This window comes from Microvirga arabica, assembly GCF_016811235.1.
Taxonomy (GTDB): domain Bacteria; phylum Pseudomonadota; class Alphaproteobacteria; order Rhizobiales; family Beijerinckiaceae; genus Microvirga; species Microvirga arabica.
This window is the reverse complement of the sequence record NZ_JAFBID010000096.1, coordinates 1-20176: the sequence shown is the minus strand read 5'-3', so window position 1 is coordinate 20176 and position 20176 is coordinate 1. Positions and strand designations below refer to the sequence as shown.

17 protein-coding genes are annotated in these 20176 nt (G+C 60.0%); 13 read left to right on the top strand and 4 right to left on the bottom strand.

Going from position 1 to position 20176, the window contains the following annotated elements:
* Both JQC81_RS28415 and JQC81_RS28410 read right to left on the bottom strand, forming a co-directional pair.
* On the bottom strand, positions 1-1060 hold a 1060-nt coding region (locus tag JQC81_RS28415), incomplete at its 3' end, for an amidohydrolase (protein ID WP_203275147.1).
* A gap of 41 nt (positions 1061-1101) precedes the next feature.
* Positions 1102-1545 (bottom strand): hypothetical protein, encoded by a 444-nt coding sequence (locus JQC81_RS28410; RefSeq protein WP_203275146.1) that lies wholly within the window; start codon positions 1543-1545, stop codon positions 1102-1104.
* 243 nt (positions 1546-1788) lie between these two features.
* On the opposite strand from JQC81_RS28410, the gene JQC81_RS34040 reads away from it, so the two are divergent.
* Both JQC81_RS34040 and JQC81_RS34535 read left to right on the top strand, forming a co-directional pair.
* Entirely contained in the window at positions 1789-1923 is a 135-nt protein-coding gene (locus JQC81_RS34040; RefSeq protein ID WP_281400432.1) for a hypothetical protein, read from the top strand.
* 188 nt (positions 1924-2111) lie between these two features.
* The gene (locus JQC81_RS34535) at positions 2112-2657 is read left to right on the top strand and encodes a hypothetical protein (protein WP_376772472.1); all 546 of its coding nucleotides are present in this window, start codon (positions 2112-2114) and stop codon (positions 2655-2657) included.
* Positions 2658-3272: 615 nt separating this feature from the next.
* On the opposite strand, the gene JQC81_RS28400 is transcribed toward JQC81_RS34535, so the two are convergent.
* Positions 3273-3410, bottom strand: a complete 138-nt coding sequence (locus tag JQC81_RS28400) for a hypothetical protein (protein ID WP_203275145.1) — start codon at positions 3408-3410, stop codon at positions 3273-3275.
* A gap of 351 nt (positions 3411-3761) precedes the next feature.
* Between JQC81_RS28400 and JQC81_RS28395 the strand changes: the two genes are divergently transcribed.
* The 7 genes from JQC81_RS28395 (at position 3762) to JQC81_RS28365 (ending at position 10861) form a co-directional block, all read left to right on the top strand.
* Entirely contained in the window at positions 3762-4319 is a 558-nt protein-coding gene (locus JQC81_RS28395; protein ID WP_281400431.1) for an ATP-binding cassette domain-containing protein, read from the top strand.
* A 57-nt stretch (positions 4320-4376) separates the two neighbouring features.
* A complete protein-coding gene (locus tag JQC81_RS28390; RefSeq protein ID WP_203275143.1) occupies positions 4377-5384 on the top strand; it encodes a LacI family DNA-binding transcriptional regulator in 1008 nt (335 codons plus the stop codon).
* A gap of 67 nt (positions 5385-5451) precedes the next feature.
* Positions 5452-6735: an extracellular solute-binding protein gene (locus JQC81_RS28385; protein ID WP_203275142.1), complete on the top strand. Its 1284-nt coding sequence runs from the start codon at positions 5452-5454 to the stop codon at positions 6733-6735.
* Positions 6736-6796: 61 nt separating this feature from the next.
* On the top strand, positions 6797-7648 hold the full coding sequence (locus JQC81_RS28380; RefSeq protein WP_203275141.1) for a carbohydrate ABC transporter permease: 852 nt from the start codon (positions 6797-6799) through the stop codon (positions 7646-7648).
* A 44-nt stretch (positions 7649-7692) separates the two neighbouring features.
* Positions 7693-8505 carry a carbohydrate ABC transporter permease gene (locus JQC81_RS28375; RefSeq protein ID WP_203275148.1) on the top strand — a complete coding sequence of 271 codons (813 nt, stop codon included), beginning with the start codon at positions 7693-7695 and terminating at the stop codon, positions 8503-8505.
* 11 nt (positions 8506-8516) lie between these two features.
* Complete coding sequence (locus tag JQC81_RS28370) at positions 8517-9566, top strand: ABC transporter ATP-binding protein (protein ID WP_203275140.1); 1050 nt, start codon at positions 8517-8519, stop codon at positions 9564-9566.
* Between the two features lie 17 nt (positions 9567-9583).
* Positions 9584-10861: an MGH1-like glycoside hydrolase domain-containing protein gene (locus tag JQC81_RS28365; protein ID WP_203275139.1), complete on the top strand. Its 1278-nt coding sequence runs from the start codon at positions 9584-9586 to the stop codon at positions 10859-10861.
* A 197-nt stretch (positions 10862-11058) separates the two neighbouring features.
* Here JQC81_RS28365 and JQC81_RS28360 read toward each other — a convergent pair whose 3' ends face one another.
* Complete coding sequence (locus tag JQC81_RS28360; RefSeq protein ID WP_203275138.1) at positions 11059-11757, bottom strand: IS6 family transposase; 699 nt, start codon at positions 11755-11757, stop codon at positions 11059-11061.
* Positions 11758-12427: 670 nt separating this feature from the next.
* Between JQC81_RS28360 and JQC81_RS28355 the strand changes: the two genes are divergently transcribed.
* From JQC81_RS28355 to JQC81_RS28340, 4 genes are all read left to right on the top strand, one after another.
* Positions 12428-14692: a polysaccharide lyase family 7 protein gene (locus JQC81_RS28355; RefSeq protein ID WP_203275137.1), complete on the top strand. Its 2265-nt coding sequence runs from the start codon at positions 12428-12430 to the stop codon at positions 14690-14692.
* A 568-nt stretch (positions 14693-15260) separates the two neighbouring features.
* Positions 15261-16079 carry a methyltransferase family protein gene (locus JQC81_RS28350; RefSeq protein ID WP_203275136.1) on the top strand — a complete coding sequence of 273 codons (819 nt, stop codon included), beginning with the start codon at positions 15261-15263 and terminating at the stop codon, positions 16077-16079.
* Between the two features lie 270 nt (positions 16080-16349).
* Positions 16350-17969, top strand: a complete 1620-nt coding sequence (locus tag JQC81_RS28345) for a S8 family peptidase (RefSeq protein WP_203275135.1) — start codon at positions 16350-16352, stop codon at positions 17967-17969.
* A 487-nt stretch (positions 17970-18456) separates the two neighbouring features.
* The gene (locus JQC81_RS28340; RefSeq protein ID WP_281400430.1) at positions 18457-19851 is read left to right on the top strand and encodes a cytochrome P450; all 1395 of its coding nucleotides are present in this window, start codon (positions 18457-18459) and stop codon (positions 19849-19851) included.
* Positions 19852-20176: the final 325 nt, after the last annotated feature.

The window sequence follows — 20176 nt, the reverse complement described above, 5'->3', positions numbered from 1 at the left end:
CGTATTCATCCTCACCTCCTGGTGGAAGGAGGAGGACCCCACGATAGTTGGGATCCGGCTGTTCGCCGGGTACAATTTGGTAAGGCTCGTATAGACGTGCACCTTCGACGCCACCGTCGAGCGGATACTTGATTCCAGCAAACCGAAGCATGTCATCGGAGCGAAGCGAGGTTTGTGACAAGCCTTTCTGCACCTGCTCCTTGGTGAGCGCACGATAGAGCAAATCCGTGCGGATCGTCATCGCACCAGCGTCGCGCAATTGCGCATAGATCTGGATGGTAGGTTCATCAATGCCAGGCTCAACGACAGAGACGAGACCGTAGCTGTTGAGCTCCCGCATGGTCTCTCTGAGGAGGCGGGCGCGCTCGGCGGGCGCCGGAGGTGGCGGGAGGACACGGCGAGCGAAATACGCGGCCGTCTCAAGAAGGACGCCGATAGCCTCACCTGTGGCGGGATCTCGGACGATCACCCCGCCCTTTGGATCAGGGGTGTCTTTCTTGATCCCGGCCAACTCAAGGGCCTTGCTGTTGACGGTAACAACGTGCCCACCACGGGGGATGAACACCGGGTTGTTGGGCGAGACCTCGTCGAGCTCATACCGGGTCGGAAGCCGCCCCTCGCTGAGCAGGCTCTCATGCCAACCGGATGAGGCAACCACCCACTGGCCAGGCGGCGTCTGGGCAACGCGCTCCGCGATCAGCTTCTTCACGTCGTCAACCGAGCGAGCCTCCAACAGCTTTACGGCGGGCCGGTTCAGGGCTGCGGAGGCCATATGGAGATGCGTATCAATCAAGCCTGGTACAACAGTGCGCCCGTCGAGATCGATGATCTGGGTATTGGGACCGGCTTCCTTGAGTACGGTTTCATTATCACCCACTGCAACAAAGCGATCGCCGCGGATAGCAAGCGCCTCGGTGGTCGTAAAGTTCTTGTCGACCGTGACGACTTTGCCATTGTGAAGGATGAGATCGGCCGGTTGTGCCCAGGTCGGTCCAGCCAGAAGGGAGCCTGCAAGCAGAAAGCCAGCGGGCAAAAGGTGCCGCATACGAGTGGTGATCATGGCGAACGTTCCCGGTCTTGCGGATGAAAATCTGCGCAGGCTCAGAGGGTACGCGTCTTGGCGTCCAACAGGACTACTGTGGTGGCGGGTCCAGTCACCGCGAGCTGACCCTCGACAAGGACAGGTTCGAAGATCGGGGGAACGCCTTCGGTGGAAGCGGAACGGATTGTAATCTTCGCGCCAGGATCATGGATCGTGCCACATAGCTGACAGGCGCCTGGCGAGGACTCCGACAGGGCGAATTCACGTCCATTGAGGCTTGGTGCCAGAAAACCCCGGACCCTGACCGTCTGGCCGGTCATGGATCGTGCAAGGTCGGAAGCCTGCCCGTCTGGTCCAACAAGGTTGGCCAGAGGCAGTTCGTCCTGTGCGTAGGCTCGGGCGAGAGGGGCAAGAGTGATGAGACCAGCGATTCCGGTCAGAACGGAGCGGCGATCGAGTTGAGGCACAACCTGGTGGCAGCAGATCTTGGCTAAGCGAGACATGATGAGACCTCCTGATCCCTTTCTTGCCTGCTGCTCTCCAAGCGTCGCATAGCCCAAAGCGGGCTTCAGCTGTGCTTGCAGATGAGCACTTTGAACTGCCCCTACCCAGGGCTTTGTTGTTGTCTGAAGATCTCAAGCGTGAAGTAAACAATTGTCAAGCAGTGGCCATAAACCGCCCTCTGCTGACCGGGCGAACGACTATGGAGCATTGTTGTCCGGGGCGGAGTGTTCCTTCTGATAAAAATGAGTCCCGTCGCCGATCGGGATCTCGGCAAGCCCATCGATCTCTCTTACAACACGGTCGATCTGACGGTGTTCCGGACCACCGATCGGGATCTCTGCCAGGGATCGCGTGAGGAGATGGCGGGTTGGACGTAGGGTCTCGAGGAGCCTGTCAGCAACCTCCCGGTTCATGATGAGGTAGGACCTTGTCGAATGACCATGTTGCATGGGAATCAGCCTTCGGGCTCATCGTAGCTAAAGGCCCAGCTCATGCTCATCAGCTCGTGCGGGTTGTTGAGGATCCAGCCGAGCCCATCCCTGAGATCGCCCGGCCGATCCTCCAGATGCTGATCGAGACGCTCCATCACCTGGATGAGCAGATTGCAGGCCTGGACCAGGCGGTCGCCGGACGAGCGAAAGAGAACGAGACAGCGCGGCGGCTGATGACCATTCCGGGCGTTGGTCCGGTAACCGCGGTGGCTCTGGCCGCATTGGCTCCACCGGCTGAGACCTTCACGCGCGGACGGTTAGCGACGTGGCATCAGGTTCAGCACTTAATCATCCTCGCCCTCATTGCCATCCTCCTCGCCGCCCCGCCAAAGACGGGAGCCGCGACCATCTTCATCGTCGTCGTTGTTACGGAAGCCAAGCCGACTGCCACGGTCGTCATCGTCTCCGCGGAACCCGAATCGATTACCACGTTCGTCTACATCCTCATCTTCGTCGTCAACTGTCCAGATCTTTGCCGCAGGCCCCGACTTGTTTGCACTTGGGCTCTCAGGGCTCCAGCGGAGGCGTTCAGGACCGTCGTCCCCGGCAAATGCACCGGTTGCGGACAGGGCAAGTACAAACGCGATCACAGCGAGCTTCATCATGCGGGGCTCCTTTGATGGGTTCAGGAGCCAACTGTTCCGATGGTTTGTGGGTCCAAGATGGCAGCCAGACACACGGCATCGTGAGACCCCTTCACCTGATCTTCAGGGTCGCTCAAAATGAATGCGTCGTGGCTGAGGAGATCGGGTTCAGGGATCCTCAGCCAAGGCGGCGCACTCCTGCGGGACACGAGCGCACAACCGAATAACGCCCGCCAACCGTGGCCATATTATGGATATCTGGAAGGTCTAAGTCTTCTTGGCCGCCCGTCGAACGCGCAGGGCTACCCTGTCCAAGCAAAGAACGAACGTCAGGGTGAACCCAGCAGTGAGGGCGGCAATAGCAAAGGCAACACACAGGCGCAGCATCGGGCAGGTAACCGCTGAGAGACTGCCGCATAGGCACAAACTCCAGCTGCCCGATCAAGCGCAATTCCGTAGACGGCTCACTTCGTGCACAAACTGAGGCTTTTGTGCATCATCAGCCACCGTCTCTTCTCAGGACAACCGAATGCCCACAGCAGGGTCGCTCAGAGATAGGATCACCTTTCATTGCCGGCTGCTGAGGCGGCCCTCCCCACATCATGAGGACACCTGACTACCGAGACATTCGGGCGGTTTGGCACGGTCAGGTCAGACGACAGGCTCGTTCAGGGCATCGATCGAAATATCGCTGCTGGCTCGCTCGATCGAGGTCTGACCACTCTCAATCTCGCTGAGAACCACCTGACGGATGCGCTCCTTGAGGTCGCCCCACGTCCCGAGTGACACACTACATCCAGCACAGACAAGTTCCGCACAATCATGGATCATATCTGGGAACGTGATGGAGACCCCGCCGCAAGATTTACAGGCGAAGCGGTCAGACTGGTAATGAGCAGTCAAGCAATTCTCCGTTTGCCGCCTGTCAAAAAGCTTCGCCTTTTTACCGGATGACGGCGGGTCGTCAAATCCGACTAGCTCAGTGTGGATTTTATTCTTTAAACATCATGAGAACATTATGACGCCTGAGATAATCAGGCGGACGCTTTGTTGCTTTCGAGAGGTCCTCTGAGCTCGACTCGTATGAGGCGGAAGATCAAGTGTCCTCATCATTGACGTTGGTGCGTAATTCGGTCCGGGATGTCGTGCCAAGTCTTTCAAAGCCCGTACGATTCCCTCAATCCTCGCTTGACGGTCGAGGAGACGATTGCCGAGCCGCTTGTCCGCCATGCGCTCGTGCCGAAACACGAGTTCGGTGCCGAGGTTGCCCGACTTCTGGACAGCGTTGAGCTTCCGCAGCATTTCGCCAACCGGCGCGCGGTTCAGCTCTCGGGTGGCCAATGCCAGCGGGTCGGCATTGCGCGGGCTCTTGCGATGAGCTCGCGCGTTCTCATCGCAGACGAGATCACGTCGACGCTGGATGTCACCACCCAGGCCCAGGTGCTCGATCTGCTTCAAAAGCTGAAGACGGAGCAGGGGCTCACCCTCATCTACATTTCGCATGATCTTGCGGTGGTAAGCGCAATCTGCGAGCGCGTGATGGTCTTCAACACAGGACGCCTTGTCGAGACAGGGCCCGTCAGGACCGTCCTGGCCTCGCCTGCGAGCGAGTATACGAAGGAGCTGATCCGAGCCGTTCCGGCCCTCCATAGGCACCGCACGGCACATTCGTCTCCGGCAATGCCAAACGACAGGTAGCTTGACTATTCAAAACGTTTTGGGAATCTATTTCCGTTCAAGGAGAGGTCGCTCCCTGTGTCGAGCCTGAAGCACCTCGCGCAATCGCTAGGCTTGTCGATCACGACAGTGTCGCGGGCTCTCGACGGCTATTCCGATGTGGCACCAGCGACCCGCGAGCGTGTTCGGGCGGCCGCACAGGCTATCCACTACCAACCGAACTCTGCAGCTCGCAGCCTGCGTCGGCGCAAGGCCGAGGCGGTGGCCGTGACGCTGCCGACGGAGCCGGGACGGTTCGGCCCCCCGACCTTCCTGAACATGCTGGCGGCCTGCGGCCACAGGCTTGCCGAGGAGGGCCTCGATCTGATGCTGCTGCCGACCGCCGGCCGTGTGGAGGAGATGGAGACCTACCGGCGGCTTCTGGACGGCCGAAGGGCCGATGCGGTGATCGTGGTGCGCACGAGGCTGGACGATGAGCGCGTCGCCTTCCTGAAAGAGCGTGGCATCCCCTTCGTCACCCATGGCCGCACCGCCCGCTCCGACGAGCATGCCTTCATCGACGGAGACGGCGAAGCAGGCTTCCGTGAGGCCGCGCGGCATCTCGCATCCCTGGGACACCGCCGCATCGCTCATATTGCGGCTCCGCAGGATCTGACCTTTGCCCATCTTCGCCGCAGGGGCTGGCTGGCGGCTCTCGAAGAAGTCGGCCTCTCAGACAGGCCTGAATGCACGGCGCAGCCGACGGAAGCGGGTGGTTACGAGGCCGCCCGATGGCTCATGCAGCAGCGCACCCCTCCGACAGCCCTTTTATGCGCCACCGACAGCATGGCGATTGGCGCCTTGAGCGCCCTTAAAGAAAAGGGACTCATGGCTGGACGCGATATAGCCGTGATCGGCCATGATAATCTGCCCGCTGCGGCGTTCACCGATCCGCCGCTCTCGACCATGGAGATCGCCGCCCCCGATGTGGGCCGGCAGCTGGCGGAGATGCTGATTGCTCGCCTGGGTGGGCGCGACAGCCGTGAGCTGCAGACGATTCTGCCGGTTCGGCAGGTTCCGAGGATTACCCACGGACCCGTGAACTGAGCCCAATGCTCTCGACCTTCCGGCCCCGGGTCGAGCGGCATCAAGAAGGGACCGATGGAGGAAGGACATGACGCATCCGGTATCGCTTCGCGCCATCGCCGCCGCGGCCGCCCTTTTCGGAGGGATCACCGTCGCTCAGGCACAGGAAACGGTCTTCTACTCGACGCAGCTTCGCCCAATCGAGGAAGCCACGAAGGTTCGTGAGGTTCTGCTGAAGGGTTTGTCGGGCAAGACCACTTACGTGGTCGACGAGCCTCCGGCCTTTGCTGTCCGCATGAAGGCCGAAACACAGGCCGGCAAGCGCACCGCGAGCGTCGTCGGCGCCCTGCACGGCGAGCTGCAGCCCCATGTTCCGGCAGACCTCCAGCCTGTCGACGATGTCGCCGCAAAGCTGACGGATCGCGGCATTCCGGCGAACCTGATGGAACTCGGCAAGCTCGGAACGAACCAGCAGCAATACATCCCATGGATGCAGGCCACCTACGTTATGGTCGCCAACAAGCAGGCATTGCAGTATCTGCCGTCAGGCGCGGACGTGAACAGCCTCACTTATGCGCAGCTGCAGCAATGGGGCAAGAACATCGTCGACAAAACCGGCCAGCGCCGCCTCGGCTTCCCGGCCGGACCGACGGGCCTGCTGCCGCGCTTCTTCCAGGGCTATTTCTATCCATCCTTCACGGGCGGCGTGGTGACGACCTTCAAGTCGGCGGACGCGGAAGCCGGCTGGAATGCCCTGAAGGAGTTGTGGGCGGTGTCGAACCCCAATTCCACCAACTACAACTTCATGCAGGAGCCCCTGCTCGCGGGTGAGGTCTGGGTCGCATGGGATCACATCGCCCGCGTGAAGGAGGCGCTGACCCTGCAGCCCGATCAGTTCGTCGCCTTCCCGGCGCCGGCCGGCCCGAAGGGGCGCGGCTACATGCCGGTAATCGCGGGTCTCGCGATTCCGAAGGATGCGCCGAACCGCGCCGGCGCCGTGGCGCTGATCGAGCACATGACCAAGCCCGAGACGCAGCTTGCGACCGCCGCCGAAGTGGGCTTCTTCCCGGTCGTGAAGGCGGATCTGCCGCCGAACCTCGCCCCCGGCATCAAGCTGCTCGCCGGCGCGGTCGCCGCCACGCAGAACGCGAAGGACGCGCTCGTCTCGCTCCTGCCCGTGGGCCTCGGCGCCAAGGGCGGCGAGTTCAACAAGGTCTATACGGACACCTTCCAGCGCATCGTGCTGCGCAACGAGCCGGTCAAGGACGTGCTCGAGGCTCAGGCGAAGGCTCTCGATGCGCTCATGAAGGACACCGGTGCACCGTGCTGGGCTCCCGACAAGCCGAGCCAGGGCGCCTGCTCCGTGCAGTAACTATTGAAGGCTTGGCGGACAAAGGCTCCGCTGAGCCTTTCCTCGCGACGGGAGCGGCCACATGCCTGCGCGCACATCCTGGATTCCCTATGCGTTGATCGCGCCCTCGGTCATCTTCCTCGGCGCGCTGTTTCTCGTGCCGCTCGTCCAGACGATCTGGCTGTCCTTCTCGGCGGGCGACGGCTTCTCGCTGGGGAACTACCAGCGCATGGCCAGCGACCTGAACTTCTCGCTTGCCGTCCGCAACACCTTCCTGCTCACTCTTGTGGTGGTGCCGCTCCAGGTCGTGCTGGCGCTCGCCATGGCTACCATGGTGACGAAGCTCGACAAGGGCCGCGATCTGGTGTTGTGGGTGCTCACCATCCCCCTCGGCATCTCGGATCTCGCGGCTGGTCTTGCCTGGCTCGCGCTGCTTCAGAACACGGGCTACCTGAATTCGGCCCTCTATGCGCTTGGTCTCATCCAGGGTCCGGTCGGCTGGCTGTCCCAGGAAACGCCCTGGGCGCTGTTCTTCGCCATCGTCCTCGCCGAACTCTGGCGCGCCACGGCCATCGTGCTGGTGATCCTGATCGCAGGTCTGCAACTCATCCCGAAGGAGTTTTCCGAGGCCGCCGAAATCTTCGGCGCCAAGCCCTGGACGCGCTTTACCAGAATCACCCTGCCGCTCCTGAAGCCGAGCCTGCAATCGGCGCTGATCCTGCGCACGGTGCTCGCCTTCGAGGTGTTCGCCGTCGTCTATGCGCTGGGCGGGCGCAACTTCCCCGTTCTCGCCGGCGAGGCCTATGTCTGGCAGAACGACAACCAGAACTACGGTGTCGCTGCAGCATACGCGGTGCTGATCATGGCGATCTCGCTCGCCGCGACAGCCGTCTACCTGCGTGCCCTGAGAACACGTCCGGAGCAGCTCCCATGACGATTCAAGCTGCCGAACTCCCACGGACCGGCAAGAGCCGGAGCATGACGCTTCCCTCCGCCAGGCGCCTTCTGCTCTGGACGGGGCTCGCGGTGCTGCTGGCCTGGGTCCTCGTGCCCATCTACTTCGTTGCGCTCGGCGCCTTCGGCGGCCGGCTCGGCGTGTTCCGCTGGCCCAAAACCATCTGGCCCGCGGACTTGTCCCTCGCGGCCATGACGCAGTTCCTTGGCATCGAGGGTGTGTTCAACGCCCTCGTCAATTCGCTGATTGCCGCCGGGCTGACGGTGGTCTTCTCCATCCTGCTCGGTGCCCCGGCCGGCTATGCGCTGGCACGCTACACCTTCCCGGGGCAGAATGCCTATCGACTGCTCGTGCTTCTCACCCGCGCGTTCCCGCTCGCCATCCTGGCGCTGCCGCTGACCGTCTCCTTCATCCGCTTCGGCCTCTACGATACGCCCTTCGGCGTCTCCCTCATTCACACGGTGCTGGCGCTGCCCTTCGCGGCACTCGTAACGCAGAGTCTCTTCATGGGCATCCCGCGCGAATACGAAGAGGCTGCCTGGGTGTTCGGCTGCACCCGCTTCCAGGCGTTCATGAAAGTGGTCCTGCCGCTGGCGCTGCCGGGCCTTGCGGCAACGGCTATCTTCGCCTTCGTGATCTCCTGGAACGAGGTCTTCGCTGCCTCGATCCTCACCGTGCGCGAGCGGACGCTCACGGCGTATCTGCTCCGGATCCTCTCTGAGAGCCCACTCCATTACCGCTTCGCCGGGGGCTTCATCCTCATCATCCCCTCCGTGCTCTTCATCTTCGCCGTGAGACGCTACCTCTTCGCGGTGTGGGGCATTGCCAGCAAATAACGGACCACCCCATGGCTGATATCGTCATCGATCGTGTCGTCAAGGAATTCGGTACCTTCCGAGCCCTGCAGGAGGTCTCCCTCACCGTGAATGACGGCGAGTTCGTAGCCCTCCTTGGCCCCTCGGGCTGCGGCAAGACCACGCTCCTGCGCATCATCGCAGGCCTTGAGACCCAAACCTCCGGCCACGTTGTAATCGGCGGGCAGGATGTGAGCACCCTCGCGCCCCGCAAGCGCGGTCTCGCGATGGTCTTCCAGAACTACGCCGTCTTCCCACACATGACCGTGTTCGAGAACGTCGCCTTCGGTTTGCGGATGCAGAAGGCTCAACAGGCGGAGGTCAAGCGCAAGGTCGAGCGCGCGGCGGCTCTCCTCCACATCGAGAGCTATCTCGACCGCTATCCGGCCAAACTCTCGGGCGGCCAGCGCCAGCGCGTGGCGGTGGCCCGGGCGCTCGCCGTCGAGCCGGCCGTGCTGCTCATGGATGAGCCGCTCTCCAATCTCGACGCCCTCCTGCGGCTCGAGATGCGCACGGAGCTGAAGGCGGTTCTGCGCGAGGCAGGAACGACCACGATCTACGTCACGCACGACCAGACCGAGGCCATGGGTCTCGCCGACCGCATCGCCGTGATGTATGGCGGCAAGATCGACCAGATCGGCTCGCCACTCGAGATCTATGCGACCCCTGCGACCCGCTTCGTCGGCGGGTTCATCGGCTCGCCGCCCATGAACTTCATCAAGGTCCAGTGCAGCCATGGCACGGCGCGTATCGGTGACGCCGCTCTGCCGTGTCCCACGACGGGCATGGACATGGAACTCGGGCTGCGCGGCGAGGATGCGAGCCTTGCGCCCAACGGCTCCGGCATACCCTTCGACATCCGCGTTGTGGAACCCATGGGCTCGCACCTGCTCCTGACGGGCTCCATCGACGGTCAGCCCGCCCGCATCGTCGCGCCGCCGATTGCGAAGGTGAGCCCCGGCGAGCGCGTGGGCCTCACGGTCGATCCTGCCCGCGTGACCTGGATCGACAGCACCACCGGACGCGCCGTCGTCCGAGCTTGAGCTTAAGGATTTTCACGATGACCAAGCTTCGCATGGAAGAGGCTGCGCATTCTATTCTCGCGCGCAACGATCGCGGCGGCTACACCGTCCCCACCGACCGTCTGTACCCGTTCCAATGGAACTGGGATTCCGCCTTCGTGGCCGTGGGTTTCGCCACCTTCAACGTGGATCGGGCCTATCGCGAGCTCGAGCGCCTGATCGAGGGGCAGTGGGACGACGGGATGATCCCGCACATCGTGTTCCATGCTCCCAGCGACACCTATTTCCCGGGTCCCGACGTGTGGGGCACGCGGCACCGGATTCCAACCTCCGGCATCACGCAGCCGCCCGTCTTCGGCATGGCCCTGCGCCATGTTCACGAGGCCGCCATCGCAAACGGCATGGCCGATGCAGAGGCGCGCACCAGGGCTTTGTTCCAGGCGGCTTTGCGCTCGCATCGCTGGTGGCTTGAGGCCCGCGACCCGGAGGGCCGCGGGCTCGTTGCGATCCTCCACCCCTGGGAAAGCGGCAGCGACAACTCGCCAGCCTGGGACGAGGCGCTCGCTCGCGTGCCAACCACCACGACGACCGTGATCCGCCGCAAGGATACGGGCCATGTGGATGCTTCCATGCGTCCGCGCGACGAGGATTATCAGCGCTTCATCCACCTCGTCGATGTCTATCGGCATTGCGACTGGGATCCGAAGCGGCAATGGACGAATGCGCCCTTCAAGGTGGCGGACGTGCAGATGACGGCAATTCTCGCGAGGGCCACGGCCGATCTCATCCATCTGGCGGAGGTCTTGGGAGCGGAGGGGGACAAAGCCGAGCTGGCGCAGATGCATCGCACGCTGCTCGACGGCCTCGCTCGCCGCTGGCGCCCGAGCCTGTCCCGCTTCGTCTCTCTGGATCTGATCTCGGGAAACGACATCGAAACGCCGACTCAAGCGGGCTTCATTCCGCTTGTCGCGGTGACCTTGGATGACGCGCAGCGAGACGCCGTCATGGCAGAGATCGAGCGCTGGCTCGATGGCATGGTCGTCGGGGTTCCCTCGGCACCGCGCTTCTCGCCTGCCTTTGAGCCGAAACGCTATTGGCGTGGTCCGGTCTGGGCCGTCATCAACTGGCTCATTGCGGACGGCCTTCGCCTGAACGAGGCGGAAGATCTCGCCCGGCGGATCGAGCAGGTCACGGTCCATGCCGTCGAGAATGCCGGATTCTGCGAATATTTTGACCCAACCACCGGCGAGGGCCTCGGTGGCGATACCTTCTCTTGGACCGCTGCCGCCTATCTTGTCCTCGGCCGACGCAGATAGGCTCGTGGAAGGCAGTTCATCCACCTTGTCTGCCTTTATTCCATCGCCGTTTTGCAAACATGCGAATCGATCAAGTGATACGCGACGACATGGTCAACCACACGCTGATCAACATTACGCCGGAAGAGGATTCGAATGGAGGGCTCCGTCGCAAATCCGGAGCAGGGGCGAGAAAGGGGCAGGTCTTCATGACGCGCTCATGCGGCGAGCATGTCAAACTGCTCCGAGATTGATAGCTGCCGATTGCAGGCATACTTCGCCTGCTGCTTGCGCATCATGTGCACCAGTTCGATGCCGCCGAGGATCACACGGGCCGTGGCTGCGGATTGGAACCCGAGCATCGGTCGGACCCGGCGCTTGATCGCACGATGATCCTGCTCAATCCGATTATTCAAGTAGCGGCTCTGCCGGATGCGGATCGGCTTTAGCCGGAGGCTTGAGCAATCGTGCAGACGGCTCTCTGCATCACACAACTGGATCGCTTCTTTGTTGGTCTGGCTGCCATCGATCACGACCCGCTCGGGTCGGCCATGCCGCTTCAATGCCTTGCGCAGGAAGCGCTTGGCGGCTGTGAGGTTTCGCCGCTCACTGAACCAGAATTCCACCGTGTCACTGTTGCTGTCGATGGCGCGGTACAGGTACATCCATCGTCCTCGGACCCTGATATAGGTTTCGTCGATATGCCACCTCCCCGTGACGGCTCTCTTCCGCTGGTTGAAGCGCTCCAGGAGCAGTAGCGCGTAATGCACAGTCCAGCGATGGATGGTCGCGTGATCGACAGTGATGCCGCGCTCGGCCATCATCTCTTCGAGATTTCGCAGGCTCAGGCCGTAAGCGAGATACCACCTGACGCACAGCAGGATCACCGAGCGATCGAAATGACGGCCTTTGAACATCTTGCACCTCCGAAGCCTGCCGGAGACGTAGACCGAACTGAGTTACTAATGGGTTTGCGACGGAGCCATATCGTGTGCCCCAAACAGAAGCATCGAGGTAACTGCCCGCAAACTCGTCCGAGAACGTGAGTGTATAACCCTCAAGGTTGATTGACATATCTGCCCCCGCAAGACTTTATTGCGTCCGATCGGTTGAGGATCTTGTTTATGAGGCTTGAGGTAGGAAGTCATCTCAGCCGCATGGTCTAGACTGCGCCCTCGAGACCGCGGGATCGACATCGACGCCTGTTCAGTCCACACAGCCTTATCAGCAAACGCTACTGGTCTTCTCACCTTTCTCGAATGACAGCTGAGGCCATTCCGTTCGCCCGGTTAACCCCGCTCATCCAGATAGATTGGGCATTCTGAGTGGGGATGCAGCTTTCTCACAAGAAATCTTAGGCGTGGCCAAGCTTATCACCAAATGGTTCAACTGCCTCTCGCTGCCAAGAAAAAGCCATATCTACACCGCTGCAAAGAGGTTGCGATCGTTCACGCAACTCACCCAATATAGCTGCTGAACTACCAACAGCTCGGTAGATACATGCACAGTTGCTTATATTAGCAAGGCTAAATACGAAACGATATTCGCGGTCCGTCGAAAAATCTTGTTACCTTTGAGGATAGAGAGATGGCTTTAGATCCCAACGTCCCGCCCAGCAGCAACTTCGATCTGACCAGCTGGAAGCTTGGTCTCCCGATCGACTCGACCGGCGGGTTCAGCGGCACAGCCATCGAAATCAAGGACCTCGCTGGATATCAGCACCCGTACTACTTCTATACCGCAGCTGATGGTGCCATGACGTTCGCCGCCCCCGTTGAGGGCGCGACCACCAGTGGCTCCAACTACGCCCGCTCTGAACTGCTCGAGATGAACGGGACAGCCCGTGCGGCCTGGACGCTGAGCACTGGCGGCTATATGGCCGCAACCCTCGAAGTGGACCGGGCCCCGATCACGTTCGAGGGTGTGGCGGGGCGTATCGTCATCGGCCAAATCCATGGCGCATCCAAGGAACTTGTCCGTCTCTATTGGGAGAACGGGCGCATGTACTTCGTGAACAGCCAGGCCGGATCCAACAACGTCGAAACGAAGTTCTACTTCACCAACGCTACGGGTCAGAACCCAGTCGTTTCGCTCAATGAGCGGTTCTCGTACACGATTCACGCCATTGGCGATAACCTTGAGGTCACTGTTTCGGCCGACGGCCAGCTCTACAGGTCGACCACGAAGATCAACAGCGTCTGGCAAAGCGATGCCTTCTATCTCAAGGCAGGCGCGTATCTTGGCGTGAATGAGACGCAGGGGACAGGCTGGGGGCAGACCTCGTTCTATGATCTGCGGTTCAACCATAATGGGACTGCCATTGCACCGGTGACAGCTGAGCCTGTTCCGGCAACGACCTATCCGCCGATCGGGATTGGCTCGACCCAGCTTGAGCTTCTTGCTCTGGCAAACTTCACGCTCTTGAGCCTATCTTCAGCGGAAGGTGGGCAGGCCGTCGAGAACAAGGTCAGTAACGTTGAAGCCACAGCCAGAGGCAGCTTTGTCGGTGAGGCTGGCACGTACACACTGACCCTTGACTACTACGATGAGAATGACGGTGCCTCACCCATGGGGATCCGCATCAACGGCAGCACCGTAGACTCGTGGGTTGCCGATAAGCAGCTGGGCTCAAGCGGAGCCACCTACGGTACCCTGACCAGCCGCTCGGTCACTGTTACTCTCAACAAGGGCGATGCCATCGAGGTCTACGGCACCCGGAAGGATGCCGAGCTGGTTCGCGTGGATACTCTGAAGGTAGAATTGGTCAGCACCTCCGGACCGACGCCAACGGACTATCCGGTCACAGCTGCAGATGATTCCTACGCTGCGTCCGAGGATACATCCCTCACGGTCGCTGCCGCGCAGGGAGTCCTTGTCAACGACACCGCGTCTGATGGTGGCAAGATTGCTCAGTCTGGAACCTTCGCGACCGCTCAGGGCGGCAAATTGCTGCTCAATGGCGACGGTTCATTCACCTATACGCCTAAAGCTGATTTCTTCGGCTCAGACAGCTTCGACTACACCGTGCTCGATGCTGATGGCGACTCGGATGTAGGGACCATAACCTTTGCGGTTGCCGGAACTGATGACCCTGTCTTAGTGACCAACGACGCTTATGCGGCGACTGAGGATACGGCACTTGCTGTCTCCGCCGCGAACGGCGTCCTCGTCAACGACAAAGCCCCTGACGGCGAGAAAGTGGCGGTGGCAGGCACCTTCGCGACCGCTCAAGGCGGCAGTGTGGTGCTCAATGGCGATGGCTCCTTCACCTACACGCCAAAAGCCGACTTCTTCGGCTCAGATAGCTTCAACTACACTGCTAAGGATATAGATGGCAGCTCGGGCACGGGTAGCGTAACGTTCACCGTTGCTGATGTGGCTGAGCCTACCTCAACCCGCCCAATAACCACCAACACGATCAATGGCAATGACAGCCCTAACGACCTCAAAGGTACATCCGCCAACGACCTGATTGATGGCAAAGGTGGCGACGACAAGATCTGGGGTGGGAATGGAAGCGACGTGCTGATAGGTGGCCCTGGTAAGGACGCCTTTGTTTTTGACACTCAGCCCAGCAGCACCAACGTTGATGTGATTGTAGACTTCAACCCAGCTGAGGACGCAATCCGGCTCAGCACATCGGTGTTCACCAAGCTCAAATCCGGCAAGCTTGCGTCGAGCAGCTTTGTGACAGGCGAGGCGGCCAAGGACGCTAACGATTACATCATCTACAACAACAAGACAGGCGCTCTGTACTACGATGCTGATGGGAATAGCTCGGGCACCGCGATGCAGTTTGCCTCGATCGAGAACCTGGCACGCCTTTCTGCATCTAACATTACAGTTTTTTGACAATCCCAGCAGTTGCCAAGGTTAAGCTTGAAGGCCCTAATAATCCTGCTCAGAGAGCCAAGGTGACCAAGCGGCTGAACTGTCTTACCATGGGCCTGCTGGAGTCAATGGACCCATGCACGGCAAGCTGGAAACGACGCCACTGAGACTCCCGTCTTCTGCGGTGACGCAGTCCACCGGGCTAGCAGGGCTTGCGTGTCTCATTTGCACAGCGGCCTGTTTGAAGCTGATCAAGTTGCCACCAACCTCGACTGTTCTTGCGCTGTGGATCCTTGTGGCCGCTGTCGCCATTCCGTGCCTTGGCGCGGAATGCGCTCAGATCCCCCGTCGGCTCCAACGAAGTCACTTCGAGCAGCAGAGGCGAAATCGGATTGCGATCAAGCTGCTTGGTCTCGTTGGCACCTACGCGCTACTCGTCTGCGCGTATTGGGCGCTACCTGTGTTTCGTCACGAGTTTGAGAGCTTCTTTTCCTTTGTTGTGCCTGCCCTTCCAGCTCTTCTGCTGGTGACCCCGATCTACGTTTGGGGCACGGACCGGGTCATGAGGGACCCTGCCGATGGGTGTTTCATGGCAGGTCTTGTGCTCCTGGGACGGTTCACGGAGGTCAATGTACCCCTGCTGCGGACCTTCGTAGCGGGATGGTTGGTCAAAGGCTTCTTCCTGCCTTTCATGTTCGATGCGGCCTATCATGATGTCGAGTGGCTTCTGGCGACCGATCTTCGCGAGCAGCTTCTGGCAAGCCAATACGGATGGTATGAGCTATCCTACCGCATGCTGTTTGGGCTTGATGTGATCTGGGGCGGAGCCGGGTATCTCCTCACCTTACGCTTGTTTCAGACCCACGTCCGCTCCGTCGATCAATCCCTCGACAGCTGGGTGGTGTGCTTGGTCTGCTATACCCCTTTCTGGCCCCTGATCAGTACCAGCTATCTGGCCTATGAGGACGGCCTCTACTGGGGATACTGGCTGGCGGATTACCCGATGGTGAAAACCGCTTGGGGAGGCACGATTCTAATCCTCCTAGGGATCTATTGCTGGGCGACGGTCTCGTTTGGTGCACGGTTCTCGAACTTGACCCATCGCGGTATTCTGACCAACGGGCCATACCGCTGGTCGAAGCATCCTGCCTATCTCGCGAAGAACTTGAGCTGGTGGCTCATTTCGATGCCGTTCCTGTCGGAGACGAGCTTGGCTGAGGCCGCTCGGCTCAGCATTCTGCTCCTTGCGGTCAACGCCATCTACTACTGGCGCGCCAAGACGGAGGAGCGACATCTCGCGCATGATCCTGTGTATGCCGAATACATGGCGTGGATCGCGCATCATGGGCTGGTAGCCAAGCTAAGAGACGTCTGCCGCAGCCGGGGGGCGTTGCCGTCGGGCAGATAGCCTAGCCCCGTTTGATCTTCAGAGCTTGATACCAGCACTAGGCCGCTGCTCACTGAAACGTCGGATCTGGAGGTGCTTGCAGGTGCGAATAGCAGGCTGCGCCTCAACCGGTTTAAGGCCACAAGCCATCACGCGAAAGCACCGCTGCGGCACTACGCCATCGGGCGGTGAAGTGAAATACGCGTACGTTATTGGTGTTCCAGCGGTCCTGCCGCACGGGTGATACATACACAAACAAGTTCAACAGTCGGGACTAGGGAGAGAACCCAGATGCAACTCTCGGACAATGCTCTCAACTTTGGGACGAAACTTGACGGCTCATCAGGCGACAGTGGGACGCTATCGATCTCCAATGCTTCCGCGGCAACTCCCAGCCAGCCTCCTGCCTATACGGGGGAGCTTCTTGTTCAGTTCACACCTGGAGCCAGCGCAGCCGCGCACACGGCAGCCGCGGCCAGCATTGGTGGCACTATCACGGAAAAGATCCAGACGTCTGCCATGAAGGCATCAGGAAAGGGCGAGATTGTCATTATCAAGATAGGCAACGGCCTAAGCCTTGAGCGCGCCACAGAAATAGTGAGCAAGCGCCCTGGTGTTGAGTTTGTAGAACCGAATTACGTCCTTTCGGTTCAGGCCACCAGCGACGACAGTTACTACACCAATGGCAGCCTGTGGGGCATGTATGGCAATGCAACAGCACCCATCAACCAGTACGGCAGCCAGGCGGGAGAGGCTTGGGCGGGCAACTTTACCGGAAGCACGAAGGTGGCCGTCGGTGTGATCGACAGTGGCATCGACTACACCCATCCTGATCTTTACCTGAATGTCTGGATCAACCAGAAGGAGATCCCCACCAAGATCAAGGATACGCTGAAGGACTATGACGGAGATCGTGCATTCACATTCTATGACCTGAACTATCGCGGCATCGGAAGCAACGAAGTTCTCAGCAGCGGAAAGCTACGCTTCGACTACAATGGCAATGGTCGGGTTGATGGACGTGATCTTCTCAGCACGACGAGCAAGCGATCACCATGGGAGGACGGTCGCGACAACGACGGTAAGGGATACGTCGATGATCTGATCGGCTGGAACTTTGTTCGAAATACCAATGATCCCTATGACGACAATAATCATGGCACCCACGTTGCCGGCACCATTGGTGCCTTGGAGTCCGCCGGCACATCTGGTGTTGTCGGCGTGAACTGGAATGTACAGATGGTTGCTCTGAAGTTCCTAGGCTCCAGTGGCTCTGGCTCACTGTCGAATGCACTTAAGGCTGTTGATTACTTCACCGCGGTAAGCGGCACCCATGCGGACATTATGGACTTTGCTGCCACCAATAATTCGTGGGGCGGCGGGGGCTACTCACAATCTCTTCTGGATGCGATCGAGCGGGGCGCAGTAGGACCTGACCTGGACCAAGCCAGGCGGAGCGACGGCATTCTGTTTGTCGCAGCGGCAGGAAACGATGGGACCAACAACGACACGACAGCTCGTTACCCCTCGAACTATGACACCACAGCTGGCGCTGGGTATGATGCCGTGATTTCTGTTGCGTCAATCGACAGCAATGGCGCGCTTTCCTCATTCTCGAACTGGGGCAACACTACAGTTGATCTTGCTGCACCTGGCCGTGGAGTCTGGTCGACTGTGCCCGGCGGCGGCTATGCCTCCTTCAATGGCACCTCGATGGCAACACCGCATGTGACGGGTGCCGTTGCGTTGGCAGCCGCCTACGAAGGATCAGCTTATTCGGCGGAGGCCATCAAAGCAGACGTCCTTGGGTATGTGGCGAAGGACAGCAGCTTGAACAACTACACTGTTGCAGATGGGCGGCTGGATATCGGTAAGATGAGCACCTATTGGGAGCTCAATCCCGTCGGGTAAGCAAACACTCTGCCAGATCCGGAGGTGAGCGATTATCAAACATCGTCTGCCGCACTATCTGCTGGGGTTTGGAGCCGCGACACGAATGTACCTTTGCCCGGCCGGAGCACTTTTGCCATCATCCAGTCAGCTCAAGCATAAGAAGCCACGGACGGAGCCAACGTCCTGGGGCTCGGGCCGAAAGGCGAGGGTGGTAAGCAAGGGTTGACGTCGCCTTCCGGCATTCCTCAAATGTAGGCCACTGCCTGCATTCGTGTGGTGAGTGGCACTTCACACGGCTGTGCCCAAAAGTGTGAGGTCAGCGCAAGCAGTCTCTGCCTTGTTTGAGAAGACAAAGCGCATGTTGGCACACTTGATGATAGTTTCATCGACCTCCGCGAAACTGAGATAAATGTGCTGGATCAGCGGGATTCAGGTTGACAGGGGAAGTTGATCCTTCATCCTTTCGGTCTCAGGACGTTGCGGAGGAGCCATGATCATGCATGTCTTGTCCAACATTCCGGCGGGCCAACCTCCAAGAGGTTCCGACTGGGCGGCCACGAGCCCTCCCGGCCCAAGGGGTTTGCCCCTCCTCGGGAGCTTGCCTGACCTCGGACGGGACGTTCTAGGCTTCTTCACGCAGTGCGCGCGCCAATATGGTGACATTGTCAGCTTTCGCTTGGCTGCTTGGCCAGCCATGCTCCTCAATCATCCTGACTTGGTGGAAAACGTTCTGGTCAAGAATCACCAGAATTTCGTCAAGCACCGATTCTTCTGGCGCCATGTCGAGGCCATCTTCGGTCAGGGGCTGCTCACCAGCGAGGGGAAGGTCTGGCATCAACAGAGGCGTCTGGCAGCGCCGGCTTTTGCTGGATCGCGGATCAATCGCTACGGCGATACCATGGTTCAGTATACCGAACGCATGCTCCGGCATTGGCAGCCAGGCCAGGTTCTGGATGTGCATCAGGAGGCTATGGCGCTGACCCTACAGATTGCCGCCAAGACCCTGTTCGATGCAGAAGCGAGCCAAGACGTGACTGAGGTCAGCCGGGGGATTGATGACGTGATGGAGCAGATCGCAGTTCGGTTCCGGCGCCCATTCCGGATCCCGGATGCGATTCCGCTCCCGGGCAATCTCCGCTACCGGCGCGGACTACGGCGCCTGGATCAATTGGTCGCCAGAATCATCGCTGAGCGGCGAGATCAGGCTGAGGATCGTGGCGATCTCCTGTCCCAATTATTGCTGGCACATGATGAGAGGGGCCAGCCGATAAGTGAGCGCCAAATGCGGGACGAGGTGATTACCATGCTCCTCGCGGGCCATGAGACCACCGCTCTGACCCTCTCCTGGACCTGGTATCTGCTTGGATTGTATCCGGCTGTAGACGCCCAAGTTGCAGAGGAAGTGCAAACAGTTCTAAAAGGGCGCTCCCCCACCATTGACGACTTGCCTCGGCTGCACTTCACCACCAAAGTGGTGAGCGAGGTCCTGCGCCTGTATCCACCTGCCTACGCCATCGGCCGTGAGGCAAGAGTCGATTGTGAGATTGGCGGCTATCTCGTACGGGCGGGCACCACTATCTATGTCAGTCCTTGGGTGATGCACCGCGATTCACGATGGTTTGCTGAACCACAGGCATTCCGGCCGGAACGCTGGCGCGGCGATCTGGCAAAGCAATTGCCACGCTTTGCTTACATGCCGTTCGGTGGTGGCCCGCGCATTTGCATTGGGAACCGCTTTGCACTCATGGAAGCAACATTGATCCTGGCAACGGTGGCCCAGCGGTTTCGGCTGGAGTGGCAGATGGACCGACAGGTTCAGCCGGCGCCCTCCATCACGCTTCGGCCTAAGGGTGGCGTTTGGGTCAAGTTGGTGCAGCGGTCGTCCGGACCTTCGGAGTAGAGGAAAGGGCTCGCCTGTGGCCTCTGATGCGAGTGATGCGGCAACGGCTCCACGCTCATCGGTCACTTAGGGTTCGAAAGCAATATCGACCGTGCCCAGTTCAGCCGGTGCCCTAGCCTGCGCACGACACCCGTCTCAGCTGCCACCATCGACCACAGCGATATTCTACCTCATGCGTGCTAATCCGAAGTCACAGCCAGCGCCATCAGTGCCGCCAACAGGCGCCCATGGCTGTTCGCATTTAGGTAGGCTCCGTCGCAAACTTTTCGTTTCAGAGTTTCAGCTACTGAGACTGCGGTCACAGTAGCGGAGGCAGCAGTGTTCA